Source organism: Pseudomonas sp. No.117 (assembly GCF_054558395.1).
On record NZ_BAAJNP010000008.1, the window covers coordinates 315795 to 330137 of the forward strand.

Genomic DNA, 14343 nt, shown 5'->3' on the forward strand with positions numbered 1-14343 from the left:
CCAGGGCAATCCGCTGAAAAGACGGATTCCGCCTGGGACGTCGCTGCCCGCTGGGACTCGCCCCTCACAGCCGCGCTGCCAGATCGACACGAGCGACCACTACGAAGCGGGCCAGCCAAGGATGCCTTTCCATGAATTCGATAGCCCCCCGCGTCGTCCAGTTGACGGAAGCCAACGGCTTTCTCCGCGACCATCCCGAGATCCAGTATGTCGATCTGTTGATCACCGACATGAACGGCGTCATCCGGGGCAAGCGGGTCGAGCGGGCCAGCCTGTCCAAGGTGTATGAGCGCGGTATCAGCCTGCCGGCCTCGCTGTTCGCCCTGGACATAAACGGCTCAACCGTGGAGAGCACCGGACTGGGGCTCCATATCGGCGACGCCGACCGCACCTGTTTCCCCATTCCCGGTACCCTGAGCTACGAGCCCTGGCAGAAGCGGCCAACCGCTCAGCTGCTGATGACCATGCACGAGCTGGACGGCGCGCCGTTCTTCGCCGATCCGCGCGAGGTGCTGCGCCGGGTGGTCAAGCAGTTCGACGACCTCGGCCTGACCATCTGCGCGGCCTTCGAGCTGGAGTTCTATCTCATCGACCAAGAGAACGTGAACGGCCGGCCGCAGCCGCCGCGCTCGCCGATCTCCGGCAAGCGGCCAGTCTCCACCCAGGTCTATCTGATCGACGACCTGGACGAGTACGTGGATTGCCTGCAGGACATGCTCGAAGGCGCCAAGGAGCAGGGAATTCCCGCCGACGCCATCGTCAAGGAGAGTGCGCCGGCGCAGTTCGAGGTCAACCTCCATCATGTCGAAGACGCCATCAAGGCCTGCGACTACGCGGTGCTCCTCATGCGGCTGATCAAGAACATCGCCTACGACCATGAGATGGATTCCACCTTCATGGCCAAGCCCTATCCCGGCCAGGCGGGCAATGGCTTGCACGTACACATCTCGCTGCTGGATAAGCAGACCGGGCAGAACATCTTCGCGACCGACGATCCGGAGCACCACACGCCGCTGCGCCAGGCCATCGCGGGCATCCTCGAAACCCTGCCGGCGTCGATGGCCTTCCTCTGCCCGAACGTCAATTCCTACCGCCGTTTCGGTGCCCAGTTCTATGTGCCGAACGCACCGAGCTGGGGGCTCGACAACCGGACCGTGGCGGTACGGGTGCCGACCGGGAGCAGCGACGCGATTCGTATCGAACACCGGGTGGCTGGCGCCGATGCCAATCCCTATCTCATGATGGCGTCCATCCTTGCCGGCATCCACCACGGCCTGACCCAGCGACTGGAGCCCTGCGCCCCGGTCAGTGGCAACTCCTATGAGCAGCTCGAGCAGAGTCTGCCGAACAATCTGCGCGATGCGCTGCGGCGGCTGGATGACAGCGCGGTGATGAACCAGTACATCAGCCCGGAGTACATCGACATCTTCGTGGCCTGCAAGGAGGCCGAGTTGGAGGAGTTCGAAACCACCATCTCCGATCTCGAATACAACTGGTATCTGCATACCGTGTAAGGAGCGTCATCATGGAGCGGTTGGCACAGCGGGAGCGGCGATAACCGGGCAGGGCGACAGGACGGCGCGTCCGCCGACGGTGGTCGCAGCAGACCGTCCGCCGCTATCGGCATCTCAGTGTCCTTCGACGACTTCAGTTAATTTGCTCACCGGAGCGCGCAAGACGTCCTGCGCGCTCCCATACCGCGAACTCAAGGCGACCTGCAGCCGAGGCTGGACAGGCGCGGCGATCCCGACCTCGGCGTCGGATCCGTAGGCAGAGGAATCACACCATGCAACACCATGTCGGCAGTTACTATGCGGCCTCCCGCAATCTGCACACGGAGTATCCGCAGCTCGCAGACAACGTCGAGAGCGACGTGTGCATCATCGGTGCCGGCTACACGGGGCTGTCCACCGCGCTGTTCCTGCTGGAGCACGGTTTCAGTGTGACGGTGCTGGAAGCGGCTCGCGTCGGCTTCGGCGCTTCCGGGCGCAATGGCGGGCAGATCGTCAACAGCTACAGCCGCGACATCGATGTCATCGAGCGACAGCTACCGGCCAGGCAGGCGCAGCTGCTCGGCGAGATGGCCTTCGAGGGCGGGCGCATCATTCGTGAGCGGATCGCGCGCTACAACATCCAGTGCGACCTGAAAGACGGCGGCGTCTTCGCCGCCCTGACCAGCAAGCAGCTGGGCCATCTGCAGGCGCAAAAGAAACTCTGGGAGCGCTACGGCCATACCCAGTTGGAATTGCTCGACGAGCGGGGCATTCGGGACGTCGTCGGTACCGAGCGTTATCTCGGTGGCATGTTGGACCGCAGCGGTGGCCATATCCATCCGCTCAATCTGGCCTTGGGCGAGGCGGCGGCCGTGGCCTCGCTGGGCGGCAGGCTCTATGAACAAAGCGCCGCGATCCGCATCGACCGCGGTGCGAACCCCGTGGTGCACACGGCGAAGGGGCAGGTGAGGGCGCGCTTCGTCGTGGTGGCCGGCAACGCCTACCTGGGCGGACTGGTGCCGGAGCTGGCGGCCAAGTCCATGCCCTGCGGGACCCAGGTGCTCACCACTGAACCCCTGTCGGAGGAACTAGCACGCAGTCTGCTGCCGCAGGACTACTGCGTGGAAGACTGCAACTACCTGCTCGATTACTTCCGGCTCAGCGCCGATCGCCGGCTGATCTACGGGGGTGGCGTGGTCTATGGGGCGCGCGACCCGGCGGACATCGCGGCCATCATCCGGCCGAAGATGCTGCAGACCTTTCCGCAGCTCAAGAACGTGAAGATCGACTTCACCTGGACCGGTAATTTTCTGCTGACGCTGTCGCGGCTGCCCCAGGTTGGCCGGCTCGGCGACAACGTCTATTACTCCCAGGGCTGCAGCGGCCACGGCGTCACCTATACCCATCTGGCGGGCAATGTGCTGGCCGAAGCCTTGCGCGGCCAGGCGGAGCGCTTCGATGCCTTCGCCGGCCTGCCGCATTATCCGTTTCCGGGTGGCCAGCTGCTCCGGGTGCCCTTCACCGCCCTCGGTGCGACCTACTACCAGTTGCGCGATCGCCTGGGCATTTGAATTCGTCCGCCCGCGCTGCAAGGGCGGGCCTCTCTGGAGGATAGCCATGTCACCTATGCCCCTGATCGGCGTGACGGCCTGCCGGCAGACGCTTGGCAAATACGATTCCCATACCGTTGGCGACAAGTACGTCGAGGCGGCTGGCCATGCCGGATTGCCGGTGCTGCTGCCGGCGCGCAGCGTGCCGAGCGATCCGCTGGCGCTGCTGGACCGGCTGGACGGACTGCTGTTCACCGGCTCGCCGTCCAACGTCGAGCCTCGTCACTACCAGGGGCCGGACAGCCTGGCCGGCACCCATCACGATGCCCAGCGCGATGCCTACACGCTGCCGCTGTTGCGCCTGGCGATCGACCGGGGCGTCCCGGTGTTCTGCATCTGTCGCGGCTTCCAGGAGCTCAACGTGGCCCTCGGTGGCAGCCTGCACCAACGCGTCCAGGAGCTGCCCGGCTACGGTGACCATCGCGAGCCCCAGAGCGAGGTGCTGGGCGAGCAGTACGCGCCCAGGCATCCGGTGCAGGTACCGCCGGGCGGGGTGTTCGAGCAGCTTGGCTTGCCGCCGACGTTCGAGGTGAATTCCCTGCACAGTCAGGGCATCGACCGTCTGGCCAGTGGACTGCGTATCGAAGCGCTGGCGCCGGATGGGTTGGTCGAAGGGGTGTCGTTGCGCAACGCGCCCGGGTTCGTCATAGGTGTGCAGTGGCACCCGGAGTGGAATTTCCGCGATACCCCCGAATCCCTGCGGCTTCTGGACGCCTTCAGAGACGCCTGCCAGCGCTTCGCTGCCTCGCGCAAAGCGTCCTAGGCTGGTTTTCCGAGTAGGTGGACCGCTGAACGACTAACCGCACTCTAGCGGGTGACGGCTCGCCGTCGAGCATCGCCGCGGTCTTCGGCCAGGGGACCGCGGCGACGCTTTTCAGCGCATGCCGAGCGGTGGGGTACGCGGCGGCACCCTGCGCTTCGACCCGGTAGCCTCATAGGCGGCGGCGAGCCTGAGCAGGTTCGAATCGTCATAGGCCCGTCCGGCGAAAGTCAGGCCAACGGGCATGCCGATGTCGGCCATCACGCCCATGGGCACGGTGACGGTCGGCACGCCCAGGTGGCGAATCGCGAGGTTACCGTTAGCGACCCAGACGCCGTTGCTCCAGGCGATGTCCGCAGAGGCGGGATTGATCTCGGCGTCGGCGGGTGCCACGTCGGCCACCGTCGGGAAAATCACCGCGTCCAGGCCCTGGGCGTGCAGCCAGTCCTCCAGATCGATCTTGCGGGTGTGCTCGAGGCCGCGCAGGCCGTCGGGCAGCGTGGCGATCTCCTGCCAGGACCTCAGGCCGCGCTCGGCCATGCGCACGTATTCGGCCATACCGGCGGCCAGGTCGCCTTCGCGGTTGGGCAGGGTGCCCGGCTCGTGGGGAAAGATCAGGTCGCCTTGCACGTCGGCCAGGCGATTGAGCGCGGGATCACCGTTGTCGCGCAGGAAGGTATCGAAGCCCCAGGCGGACAGGTCCCAGAGTTCGTCGTGGAGGAATTTCTTGGAGACCAGGCCGCGGTTGAATACCGTGGGCGCGCCGGGGCGATCGCCTTCGCAGTTCGACACCAGCGGGAAGTCCACCTCGACCACGGTAGCGCCGGCGGCTTCCAGGGCGGCGCGGGCCTCTTCCCAGAGGGCGATGACCGACTCCCGGGTGTGGATGCGCTGGCCGGTGGGGCCGCCGATGCCGGGGCTTTGGCTGGTGCCGGCGTCCGGGTCCTGGTTGATGAACATGCGCGGTACGCCGAGGCGCTTGCCGGCCAAGGCGTCGGGGCCGGCGGCCAAGGCCTGGTAGCGCGGCGGGCGCACCGCCGAGGCCTGGGGTAGCGGCACCCAGGGCTGTAGCCGCCAGAGGTCGCCCGAGGGATCGGGATCATCGGCCACCACGACGTCCAGCACCTCCAGCAGGTCGGCCATGGTGCGGGCATAGGGCACCACCACGTCCATGGTCGGGGTCAGCGGCCAGTTACCCCGCACCGAGATGACTCCGCGCGAGGGGGTATAGGCGCAGAGTCCGTTGTTGGAGGCCGGGCCACGCCCGCTCGACCAGGTTTCCTCGGCCAGGCCGAAGGCAGCGAAGCTGGCTGCCGTCGCGGTGCCGGCCCCGTTGGACGACCCGGAAGCGAAGGGCGCGGTGAGATAGCGGGCGTTATAGGGGCTTTCGGCACGCCCGTACACGCCGCGCTGCATGCCGCCGTTGGCCATGGGCGGCATGTTGGTCTTGCCCAGGCAGATGGCGCCGGCGGCGCGCAGGCGCTCGACGGTAAAGGCGTCGCGCTGCGCGACCAGGTCCTTGAATGCCGGGCTGCCGGAGGCGGCCGTGAGACCCTTGACCAGATAGCTGTCCTTGGCGGTGTAGGGGATGCCATCCAGCGGGCCCAGTGTCTCGCCGCGGGCGCGCCGGCGATCGGATTCGGCGGCTTCGGCCAGGGCGTCGGGGTTGCGGACGACCACCGCGTTGAGCGCCGTCGGCGTGCCGGGCGCGTCATAGGCGTCGATACGCGCAAGGTAGGCGGAGACCAGTTGCACCGCGGTGGTCTGGCCGGTTTCGAGTGCGAGACGCAGCTCGGCGATGGAGCGTTCGGTTACTTCGATCATGATCTGTCGCCGTTTCGGAATTTCTCTAGCGCGTCATGATAGCTGGCTCGGGCGGCCAGGCACGAGCGCGCCGGATGCGCGTGCGACGGTTGCGCCCGACTAGACCGTGCCGGCCGTCTCCGGCACGCAGAGGCGTTCGACGTCCGCGGCGAGTTGCTGGAGGATGGCCCGGTCCTCGGCCTGGCCAAGGGCCGCTTCGGCGCGGGCCAGGGCCAGGCGCGAGTGCCTCAGGCATTCACGCTTCATCCGCACGTCGCCCTGTACCGCCAGGCGCGCCAGGGATTTCTGCAGGCGCATGCCCACTTCCACCAGGGGTGCGGCGTCGCGGCCCACCGGCAGGAAGAAGTCGTCGAACAGATCATCCAGCGACAACTCCGGGACCTCGATCCGCGGGTAGTGGGGCTCGACTGGCTCGCGTACCTCGGTGAGCGAGGTCAGCAGTCGTTGCGCCCGGCCGAGAATAGCGATGGCGGTACCCGAGTCGCTGCGGGATGGCACCAGCGCCCCGGTGGCGATTTCACCCAGAACGGTGAGGCCGAAGCGCGGATCCTGGTCGTGAAGCCGGCGGGCATCCAGGATGAAGGCTGCGCGCAATCGCTCGTCGCGTTCCGGTGCCAGGCCTTCGACCCAGAGCAGTGGCTGCGCTGGGTCGACGAAGGCGCCCGGCAGCACGGCCAGGCGCAGACGACCTTGCTCGCCGCAGAGGTCGGCGAGCAAGGGCATGTCGACCCGTTGCAGGTAGCCGGTACGGTCGGCCAGTACCGGCCGGCCGGCGGGTGCCTGGTCGCGCGGTGCGGCCACGCCACCCAGGTGCGGGATGGACAGCCAGCGCTCCAGGCTGCGCTGGGCGGCCGCCTCGATGCTGTCGCTGGTGGCGTCCAACTGACCGAGGCGCGACAGATGATCGATCCAGCGCAGCAAGGTGAAGACGATCAGCAGGATCACCACCAGGGTGACGGCAAACAGCACCACGCGGCCATTGTCTCCGTAAAGACCAGTGCTCAGGGCGATGATGCCGACCAGGCTGAAGAGAAAGGAGCCCAGGAAGGTGGCCAGGGCGTTCTGGGTGGTGCTGTCCTCCAGCAGCAGCGGGTAGGCGCGGGGCGTCACGCTGCTGGCGGCGGCGTTATAGGCCGTCACCATGGTGCTGAGGGAAAAGGTGGTCACCGCCAGCATGCTGCTGGCGATGATGGTGAGGATCTTGTCGACGGCGTCGGCACCGACCTTGGCCGGCAGCGTGGCCGGGATATGGTCGCGCAACAGCAGGGCGAGCAGCGCGGTCGCTACCCCGGCGAGCGAGAACAGGGTGGCGCGAAACCACAGCCGCCGCTGACAGCCGCGCAGGATCCAGCCTAGGCGTCCCAGCATGCTCCCTTAGCCCATGGCGGGAGGGACGGGGGTGGCACGCAGCTGGGCCAGGCGCTGGTCGGCCTGCTGTTGGAGCTTGTCGCGCATCTGCCGGGCGGCTTCGCGGGCGTCTCCGGACTTCAGCCCGTTGCGATCGGCATCGACGGTGGTGAGCACGGCGCCGAGGGCGCCATGCACCAGGCGACCGCCGGCCAGGGTATCGCTGCGCAGCGGCTCGATGGTCAGGGGCGTGGCGGTGACCGCCAGGTCGAGCGCTTCCAGGCACAGCTGCGCGGTGGCGATCGGAATCTGCACCGCGTTGGCGGCGGCCAGGTTGAGCGCCTGCTGGCGGCGCTCCCCTTCCTGGGTGGCGCCGCTGGCCTGGCGGTCCGCCTCCAGGTAGTTGGCGAAGGCTTGCACATCGGCGTCGGCACAGGTGCTCAAGGCTTCCTGCAGGCGTTCACCTACGGCGATCAGCTCGGCATGTCGCGTCACCGGCTGGCGCTGCTGGCTGAGCTTGAGACCCTTGAGGATCAGCGCGACGCCCAGCGCAGCCGCCACGGTAGCTGCGGCGCCACTGCCAGGAGTCGGCAGGGTGGAGCCGGTGCCATCGCGGAACTGAGCGAGGGTCTGCTGCCAAAGGGTAGAGGTTTCGTTCATGCCAACCGCCTGCAAGCAAAGAGGGAAGGGGATCGGTCACGACCGACCGCTATTAGGATCGTACGAAACGGCTGAGGTTCGCTGGCTAAGTGCAATAAGGGACAGGGGTTGTCGCCGGATCATTTCGATTTGCGTCGTACTGGGAGCGGCGTTTCAGTGATGGTGATCCTGAAACAATAAGTTACAAGGAGTCAGCCGTGGATCGCGCTGCGCTCGCCTGGGTCGCCCATGACACCCGAGTCATCCTTTGCTGTCTGGCCGCCATCCTGGCCATCGTCGTCCTGATCGGTATCACCCGGCTGCCGCCGTTCCTGGCCATTCTCATCGGCACCTGCATCGCCGGGCTGGGCGCCGGACTGCCTGCCGAGGCGGTGGCCAAGGCCTTCAGCAAAGGCGCGGGCAGCATCCTCGGTGAGGCTGGGATCATCATTGCCCTGGGTTCGATGCTGGGGACCTTGATGGCCGAATCGGGCGCTGCCGACCGCATCGCCAGCACCCTCCTGGGGCTGGGCAAGGGACGTAGCCTGCCCTGGGTGATGGCGTTGGTGGCCATGGTGATCGGCCTGCCCTTGTTCTTCGAGATCGGGCTGGTGCTGATGGTGCCCATCATCTTCGTGATGGCCCAGCGTTCCGGCTAGCCGCTGCTGCGCATCGCCATCCCGGCACTGGCGGGTATGACGACCTTGCACGCGCTGCTGCCACCTCACCCCGGCCCCCTGATCGCGGTGGGGGGCCCTGCATGCCGACCTCGGCCTCACCAGGGTGCTGGGCTTTGCCATCGCCGTACCGGCGGTCATCCTCGCCGGCCCCCTATATGGTGGCTGGCTGGCTGTCGCGGCGCATGGCGATCGAGCCGCCGGCCGAACTGGGCGAGCTGTTCGGCGCCCGTGACCGGGGTGCTCGCCAGCCGGGTTTCGGCCTGTCCCTGCAGGTGATCCTGTTGCCCGTGCTGCTGATGCTGGGCAGCACCTTCGCCAAGGTCGCGCTGAATCCCCATAGCGGTCTGGCGGAGGGCCTGAAGTTTCTTGGCGAGCCGCTGATCGCCCTTGGGCTCGCGGTGCTCGCCGCGACCGTGCTGCTCGGCTGGGGCAGCGCCATGCAGCGCGAGCGGGTCGGCGGGGTGCTGCGTAAGCGTCTGGCCCCCATCGCTGCCCTGCTGCTCACCATCGGTGCCGGGGGCGGACTCAAGCAGACGCTGTTGGATGCCAGTGTGAGCCACACCGTGGCGAAATTGGCGGAGGGCGCTCACCTGCCCTACATCCTGCTGGCGTGGCTGATCGCTGTGGCCCTGCGCCAGGCGACCGGTTCGGCAACGGTCGCGACCACCACCACCGCGGGTATCCTGGCGCTGGTCGTGACAGGTCTGGCCGGCCCCCAGGCAGCCTTGATCGCGCTGGCCATTGGCGCGGACTCGGTGTTCTTCTGCCACGTCAACGACGCAGGCTTCTGGATGGTGCTCGAGTAGTTCGCGCTGGAGCTCAAGCAGACCCTATGGGTCTGGTCGATACTCCAGACGTTGGTTTCCGTCACTGGCCTCGCGGGTACGCTATTGTTGTCGCTCTGGCTATAACGCAGGCCCACCCATGGATACCGTCTCTCCTTCAAGCCGACCGCGGCGCCGCGATCTGTTCCTGGGCTTCTTCGGCCTGGGCATCACCGCCTTCGGCGGGGTACTACCCCTGGCGCGGCGGTATCTGGTGGAGAAGCGGCGCTGGCTATCGGCCGAGGAATTCACCGAACTGCTCGGCCTGTGTCAGTTCCTGCCGGGCGGCAATATCATCAATCTGTCGGTGGCGGTGGGCATGAGATTCGCCGGCTGGAGTGGTGCCCTGGCGGCGGCAGCCGGTTTGCTGATCGGGCCGACGCTGGTCGTGGTCGGCCTGGGCGTGCTCTACGACCGTTACCACGACGATCCCCTGGTCGGTCGCGCCTTCGCCGGCCTGGCAGCCGCCGCCGCCGGCCTGTTGGTCGCCATGGCCATCAAGCTCCTGCAGCCCCTGCGTGGCCGCTGGCTGGCGCTCGGCGTCGCCAGCCTGGCCTTCGCCGCCTTGGCACTGTTCCAGCTCCCGTTGCTCTGGACCATGTTGGTGCTGACCCCCTTCAGCGTGCTGCTCAGCTATCGGCAGGGTCTATGAGCACGACGTTGCTGGCGCTGGCGCTGATCTTCACCCAGCTCTCGCTGCTGGCCTTTGGGGGTGGCAACTCGGTGCTGCCGGAGATGCAGCGCCAGGTCGTCATGGTGCACGGTTGGATGAGCGCCGCCGACTTCGCCGCCTTGTTCGCCCTGGCCCAGGCCGCGCCCGGGCCGAACCTGATGATCGTGCCGCTGATCGGTTACCACGTCGCCGGCTGGCCGGGACTGCTGGTGACCTCCTTCGCCAAGTTCGTACCGTCTTCGCTCCTGACGCTGGGCGTATTGCACCTCTGGCAGCGCTTTGCCGACCGGCCCTGGCGTCGCCATCTGCAAGCCGGACTGGTGCCCGTGACGGTCGGCTTGGTATCCGCGAGTGCCTGGCTCCTGGGTGGCAGCGTGGCCACTGCGCCGCTCTGGGTGGGTGTACTGGCGGTGGTTTCCTTGGCCTCGCTCTTCACCCGCTGGCATCCGCTCTGGCTGCTGGCGGGTGGTGCCCTGGTCGGAGTCCTGTTCGGCTAGGCGAGGAGTCGGCGGGCCGCTGCTCGATGGCGCGCGATCAGGCTGGGCAGCTCCAGGTCGACGATGCCGCCATCGATGACCCGCCAGCGGCCGCCGATCATGACCCGGTCCGCCCGATCGGCGCCACAGAGTAGCAGCGCGGCCAGCGGATCGTGGCTACCCGAGAAGCGCAGGTCGTCCAGCCGGAACAGCGCCAGATCGGCCTGCTTGCCAACGGCCAACTCGCCCAGGTCATCGCGTCCGAGCAATCGGGCCGAGCCACGGGTGGCCCAGTTCAAGGCGAGAGCCGGCGTGATGCGCTCGGCGCCATAGCGCAGGCGTTGCAGATAGAGCGCCTGGCGGGCTTCGAGCAGCAGATTGGAGGCATCGCCCGAGGCCGAGCCATCCACACCCAAGCCAATGGCGACACCTGCCGCTTCAAGGTCGAGGGTCGGGCAGATGCCGGAGGCCAGACGCATGTTCGAATGGGGGCAATGGCAGATCCCGGTACCTGCAGCGCCCAGGCGAGCAATCTCCGTCGCATCGAAGTGGATGCCGTGGGCCAGCCAGGTGCGGGGGCCGAGCCAGCCGACGCTTTCCAGGTAATCGACCGTGCGCATCCCGAAGCGCTGTTGGCAGAAGGCTTCCTCGTCCAGGGTCTCGGCCAGATGGGTATGCAGGCGCACGTCCAGGCGCGCGGCCAGCTCGGCGCTCTCGCGCATGATCGCCGGCGTGACGGAGAAGGGCGAACAAGGCGCCAGGGCGATCTGTACCCGGGCTCCGGCGCCACGCTGGTGATAACGCGCCACCAGGCGCTCGCTGTCGGCGAGGATGAGTTCCGGCCGTTGCACCGTCGACTGGGGTGGCAAGCCACCGTCGGCCTCACCCAGGCTCATGGAGCCACGGGTCAAATGGACCCGCAGCCCGAGTTCGGCCGCCGCTGCGACCTGGATGTCGATGGCCTGCTCCAGGCCATCGGGAAAGAGATAGTGATGATCCGCCGCGGTGGTACACCCCGATAGCAGCAGCTCCGCCAGCGCCACCTGGGTGGCCAGGTGGAGCTGGTCGGCGGTCAGCCGCGCCCAGATGGGATAAAGCCGCTGCAGCCAGGGAAACAGCGGCTGATTGACGACCGGCGCCCAGGCGCGGGTGAGGGTTTGATAGAAGTGGTGGTGGGTGTTGATCAACCCGGGCAGCAGCACGAGTTCGCCCGCATCGAAGGTGTCCACCACCGGCTGACGAGGCTGACCGCCGGCCGGCACGAGCTCGGTGATGAGGCCCTGATCGATGACCAGACCGCCGCGGGCGTCCTGGTCATTGGCGGTGAAAACGGCAAGGGGGTTCTGGATCCACAGGCGCGACATGGCGGCTCCTCTCGGTGGATGAAGGGGAAGCCAGCTCAGTTAGGCCCTGTCTGCTGATCCAGGGGCGCACGCGCGGGAGCAGGTTAGGCGAGAGGTCGGGTGCTTGACAAGGACGGATGACGGGGCGCCGAGGCGACCTGCCGCCTGCGGCTGACGGCCAGCCTTGCAGGGAGCCCGACCCGGCGGGCAGCATGACGACCCAACCTCTGCGTCAGGCCCGCCATGATCACCCGCCCCCAGAATCCATCGTTAACGGAGCTCCTGTTCACGGTACGTGGCTCCATCGTCCCGGCCATCTGGCGCAAGCTGCTCTACGTCGTGCTGCTGAGCCTGGCGGTGACGCTGAGCCATGGTATCGTCCTGAACTTCGACTTCGGTCTGACCACCACCCCGCTGACGCTGTGGGGCTTGACCCTCGCGATCTTCCTCGGCTTTCGCAATACCACCGCCTACCAACGCTTCTGGGAAGCGCGGGGTCTGTGGGGTGAGTTGCTGATCGCCGGGCGCAATCTGGCACGCCAGGTCGAGACCCTGCTGCCCGCCCTGAGCTCGGCCGAACGTCGTCAGCTGCTGGTGCCGCTGCTGGCGTTCGGCTATGCCCTGCGGGATCACTTGCGTCGCGAGGCGCCGTCCGCCGACCTGCAACGGCTCCTGCATGGCGAAGAGGCGTTGCTCACGGCCCCCCATCGCCCGAGCGCGCTGATCCGTCGGCTCGGCACCCGACTGGTGGCTCGGGCACGGCAGGAAGGTCTGGGCGATCCCTTGATCGCCAACGTCGATAACCAGCTGGACCGGCTGACCGCCGTGCTCAGTGGTTGCGAACGTATACGCCAGACGCCCATTCCCTATCCCTATCTGCTGATGCTGCACCGGGTGGTGCACGTCTATTGCTTCCTGCTGCCGTTCTGCCTGGTGGATAGCCTCGGCTGGTTCACCCCGCTGGCGGTGCTGGTGCTGGCCTATACCTTCTTCGGCCTGGATGCCCTGGGTGATCAGATCGCCGATCCCTTTGGTACCCAGCCCAACCACCTGCCGCTGGATGCCCTGAGCCGTGGCCTGGAGATCGCCGTGCTGGACCTGCTGGGCGAACCGACGCCGGAGCCGATCAAGGCGGAGGCGGGGTTGTTGAGATAAAAGCGGAACCAGATCGGCGCGGCTCTTGACGCTTCAGTTGGCCCAAGATGGGGTCGTGATGATCGATCAGGAACTGCCCGGGAGATCCGGCCGAGCACCTGCTCGGATAGCCCCCTCTCCCCGTGGGAGAGGGTTGGGGTGAGGGTAGGCCTCACAGCGGACGCCCAGTGGAAAAGGCTGCGCCGTTTTCCACGTTACGGCTATCGCGACGCCCGCAGAGGCGGGTGAGGCTATGGGGGGCGTATCGGTGGATCGCCATGGCCGCGATTCAATCCGCCTTGTCTTTTCGCTCCCGCCGCGGCCGTCTTACCAACTCGCCCCGGCAATTCGGACAATTCCCTTGCAGAGGCCCCTGGGCGCAGTCCCTGCAAAAGGTGCACTCATAGGAACAGATCAGCGCGTCCGCGCTCTCCAAGGGGTAAGGCAGAGGTGCAGTGCTCACAGGACGTACGCATCTCCAGCATGGTTATCACCTCCCGAATCAAGCGCCGAAGCGCGCCGCATAGTCCTGAGGGCTCACCGCCAGGTGTTTGTGGAAGGTGCGCCGCAGATTCTCCGGATGGCCGAAGCCGCACAGACGAGAGACCGTGGCAATCGAGGCCTGGCCGTCCTGCAACAATACCCTCGCGGTCTCCAGGCGAACCTGTTCGACATAGCGACCCGGCCCCATGCCCACCTCGCGACTGAACAGCCGCGACAGGGTGCGCGGCGCCATATGGGCGCGCTCGGCCAGACGCTCGAGGCCGAGGTCTTCGCCCAGATGGCCAGGAATCCAGTCGAGCAGGGCGGCCAACCGCGGCGTGCGGCCGGGGTCGGGTGCGAGGCAGGCGCTGAACTGCGCCTGGCCCCCTGGCCGGCGCAGGAACATCACCAAGCGACGCGCTACCGCCAGCGCCAGCGGCCGGCCCAGATCCGCTTCCACCAGCGCGAGGGCCAGGTCGATGCCGGCGGTGACGCCGGCCGAAGTGAAGACATGGGGATCGCCATCGCGACCCAGGGGGTCGTAGGTATGCAGGCGGTCACCCTGCACCTCGATGGCGGGAAAGGCGTCGAGCTCGTCGACATAGGCCCAGTGGGTGGTGGCACGCCGACCATCCAGCAGACCGGCACTGGCGAGGAGCAGGGCGCCGGAACACACCGAACCCAGCCGCCGTACCCGCGGCTCCAGCTCGCGTAGCCAGGTCTGCAGGCGGAGGTCATCGCGCAGGGCGCCGATGCCCAGGCCGCCGGGAATCAGCAGGGTGTCCACCTCGGCCACGTCGAGATCGTACCAGCCCTGCTCGGCGTAGATGCCGATGCCAGCGGATGTCCGGACCAAACCTTCGTTGGCGGCCAGCAGGCGCAGCTGGTAATGGGCAGGCAGGCCCTGGCGTTCACGCTCCAGGTTCGCGGAGGCGAACACCTGCAGCGGGCCGGTGACGTCCAGGCTCATGACGTCGGGATAGAGGAGGCTGGTGATCAGGGCCATGCGGGCTCTCCGTCGCTTTGCGGCGAGCATGCCCGCGCAGCACGGTGGCCA

The 14343-nt window shown here is 67.2% G+C and carries 11 protein-coding genes and 2 pseudogenes; 7 read left to right on the plus strand and 6 right to left on the minus strand.

Features of this window, described 5'->3' with window-relative positions; all coding sequences use genetic code 11:
* Positions 1–131: 131 nt before the first annotated feature.
* The 3 genes from ACYJP6_RS20680 (at position 132) to ACYJP6_RS20690 (ending at position 3866) form a co-directional block, all read left to right on the plus strand.
* Positions 132–1514 carry a glutamine synthetase family protein gene (locus tag ACYJP6_RS20680; RefSeq protein ID WP_459477405.1) on the plus strand — a complete coding sequence of 461 codons (1383 nt, stop codon included), beginning with the start codon at positions 132–134 and terminating at the stop codon, positions 1512–1514.
* 272 nt (positions 1515–1786) lie between these two features.
* Complete coding sequence (locus ACYJP6_RS20685) at positions 1787–3064, plus strand: NAD(P)/FAD-dependent oxidoreductase (RefSeq protein ID WP_459477407.1); 1278 nt, start codon at positions 1787–1789, stop codon at positions 3062–3064.
* A gap of 46 nt (positions 3065–3110) precedes the next feature.
* Complete coding sequence (locus ACYJP6_RS20690) at positions 3111–3866, plus strand: gamma-glutamyl-gamma-aminobutyrate hydrolase family protein (RefSeq protein ID WP_459477409.1); 756 nt, start codon at positions 3111–3113, stop codon at positions 3864–3866.
* 111 nt (positions 3867–3977) lie between these two features.
* Here the strand turns inward: ACYJP6_RS20690 and ACYJP6_RS20695 are convergent, their stop codons facing one another.
* The 3 genes from ACYJP6_RS20695 to ACYJP6_RS20705 form a co-directional block, all read right to left on the minus strand.
* The gene (locus ACYJP6_RS20695) at positions 3978–5687 is read right to left on the minus strand and encodes an amidase (RefSeq protein WP_459477411.1); all 1710 of its coding nucleotides are present in this window, start codon (positions 5685–5687) and stop codon (positions 3978–3980) included.
* Positions 5688–5786: 99 nt separating this feature from the next.
* Positions 5787–7055, minus strand: coding sequence for a DUF2254 domain-containing protein (locus ACYJP6_RS20700; protein WP_459477413.1), 1269 nt, complete (start codon positions 7053–7055; stop codon positions 5787–5789).
* Between the two features lie 6 nt (positions 7056–7061).
* Positions 7062–7694, minus strand: coding sequence for a cyclodeaminase/cyclohydrolase family protein (locus tag ACYJP6_RS20705; RefSeq protein ID WP_459477415.1), 633 nt, complete (start codon positions 7692–7694; stop codon positions 7062–7064).
* A 197-nt stretch (positions 7695–7891) separates the two neighbouring features.
* Here ACYJP6_RS20705 and ACYJP6_RS20710 point away from each other — a divergent pair.
* The 3 genes and pseudogenes from ACYJP6_RS20710 to ACYJP6_RS20720 all read left to right on the plus strand — a co-directional run bounded on the left by ACYJP6_RS20710 (position 7892) and on the right by ACYJP6_RS20720 (position 10347).
* Positions 7892–9264: pseudogene (locus tag ACYJP6_RS20710) on the plus strand (GntT/GntP/DsdX family permease).
* Between the two features lie 13 nt (positions 9265–9277).
* Positions 9278–9829 carry a chromate transporter gene (locus ACYJP6_RS20715; protein WP_459477417.1) on the plus strand — a complete coding sequence of 184 codons (552 nt, stop codon included), beginning with the start codon at positions 9278–9280 and terminating at the stop codon, positions 9827–9829.
* On the plus strand, positions 9826–10347 hold the full coding sequence (locus ACYJP6_RS20720; protein ID WP_459477419.1) for a chromate transporter: 522 nt from the start codon (positions 9826–9828) through the stop codon (positions 10345–10347). The genes ACYJP6_RS20715 and ACYJP6_RS20720 overlap by 4 nt, the downstream gene beginning before the upstream one ends.
* Here ACYJP6_RS20720 and ACYJP6_RS20725 read toward each other — a convergent pair.
* Positions 10344–11690, minus strand: coding sequence for an 8-oxoguanine deaminase (locus ACYJP6_RS20725; protein WP_459477421.1), 1347 nt, complete (start codon positions 11688–11690; stop codon positions 10344–10346). The genes ACYJP6_RS20720 and ACYJP6_RS20725 overlap by 4 nt on opposite strands.
* Before the next feature lie 222 nt (positions 11691–11912).
* Between ACYJP6_RS20725 and ACYJP6_RS20730 the strand changes: the two genes are divergently transcribed.
* On the plus strand, positions 11913–12824 hold the full coding sequence (locus ACYJP6_RS20730; protein WP_459477423.1) for a bestrophin family protein: 912 nt from the start codon (positions 11913–11915) through the stop codon (positions 12822–12824).
* A gap of 268 nt (positions 12825–13092) precedes the next feature.
* On the opposite strand, the pseudogene ACYJP6_RS20735 reads toward ACYJP6_RS20730, so the two are convergent.
* Together ACYJP6_RS20735 and ACYJP6_RS20740 are read right to left on the minus strand one after the other, a co-directional pair.
* Positions 13093–13288, minus strand: a pseudogene (locus tag ACYJP6_RS20735) (DUF1272 domain-containing protein).
* A 17-nt stretch (positions 13289–13305) separates the two neighbouring features.
* Positions 13306–14292, minus strand: a complete 987-nt coding sequence (locus tag ACYJP6_RS20740; RefSeq protein ID WP_459477425.1) for a GlxA family transcriptional regulator — start codon at positions 14290–14292, stop codon at positions 13306–13308.
* Positions 14293–14343: the final 51 nt, after the last annotated feature.

Excerpts from the sequence above, each read along its gene's own strand:
- ACYJP6_RS20680 (WP_459477405.1), top strand. The coding sequence starts at position 132 with ATGAATTCGATAGCCCCCCGCGTCGTCCAGTTGACGGAAGCCAACGGC.
- ACYJP6_RS20685 (WP_459477407.1), top strand. The coding sequence starts at position 1,787 with ATGCAACACCATGTCGGCAGTTACTATGCGGCCTCCCGCAATCTGCAC.
- ACYJP6_RS20690 (WP_459477409.1), top strand. The coding sequence starts at position 3,111 with ATGTCACCTATGCCCCTGATCGGCGTGACGGCCTGCCGGCAGACGCTT.
- ACYJP6_RS20695 (WP_459477411.1), bottom strand. The coding sequence starts at position 5,687 with ATGATCGAAGTAACCGAACGCTCCATCGCCGAGCTGCGTCTCGCACTC.
- ACYJP6_RS20700 (WP_459477413.1), bottom strand. The coding sequence starts at position 7,055 with ATGCTGGGACGCCTAGGCTGGATCCTGCGCGGCTGTCAGCGGCGGCTG.
- ACYJP6_RS20705 (WP_459477415.1), bottom strand. The coding sequence starts at position 7,694 with ATGAACGAAACCTCTACCCTTTGGCAGCAGACCCTCGCTCAGTTCCGC.
- ACYJP6_RS20715 (WP_459477417.1), top strand. The coding sequence starts at position 9,278 with ATGGATACCGTCTCTCCTTCAAGCCGACCGCGGCGCCGCGATCTGTTC.
- ACYJP6_RS20720 (WP_459477419.1), top strand. The coding sequence starts at position 9,826 with ATGAGCACGACGTTGCTGGCGCTGGCGCTGATCTTCACCCAGCTCTCG.
- ACYJP6_RS20725 (WP_459477421.1), bottom strand. The coding sequence starts at position 11,690 with ATGTCGCGCCTGTGGATCCAGAACCCCCTTGCCGTTTTCACCGCCAAT.
- ACYJP6_RS20730 (WP_459477423.1), top strand. The coding sequence starts at position 11,913 with ATGATCACCCGCCCCCAGAATCCATCGTTAACGGAGCTCCTGTTCACG.
- ACYJP6_RS20740 (WP_459477425.1), bottom strand. The coding sequence starts at position 14,292 with ATGGCCCTGATCACCAGCCTCCTCTATCCCGACGTCATGAGCCTGGAC.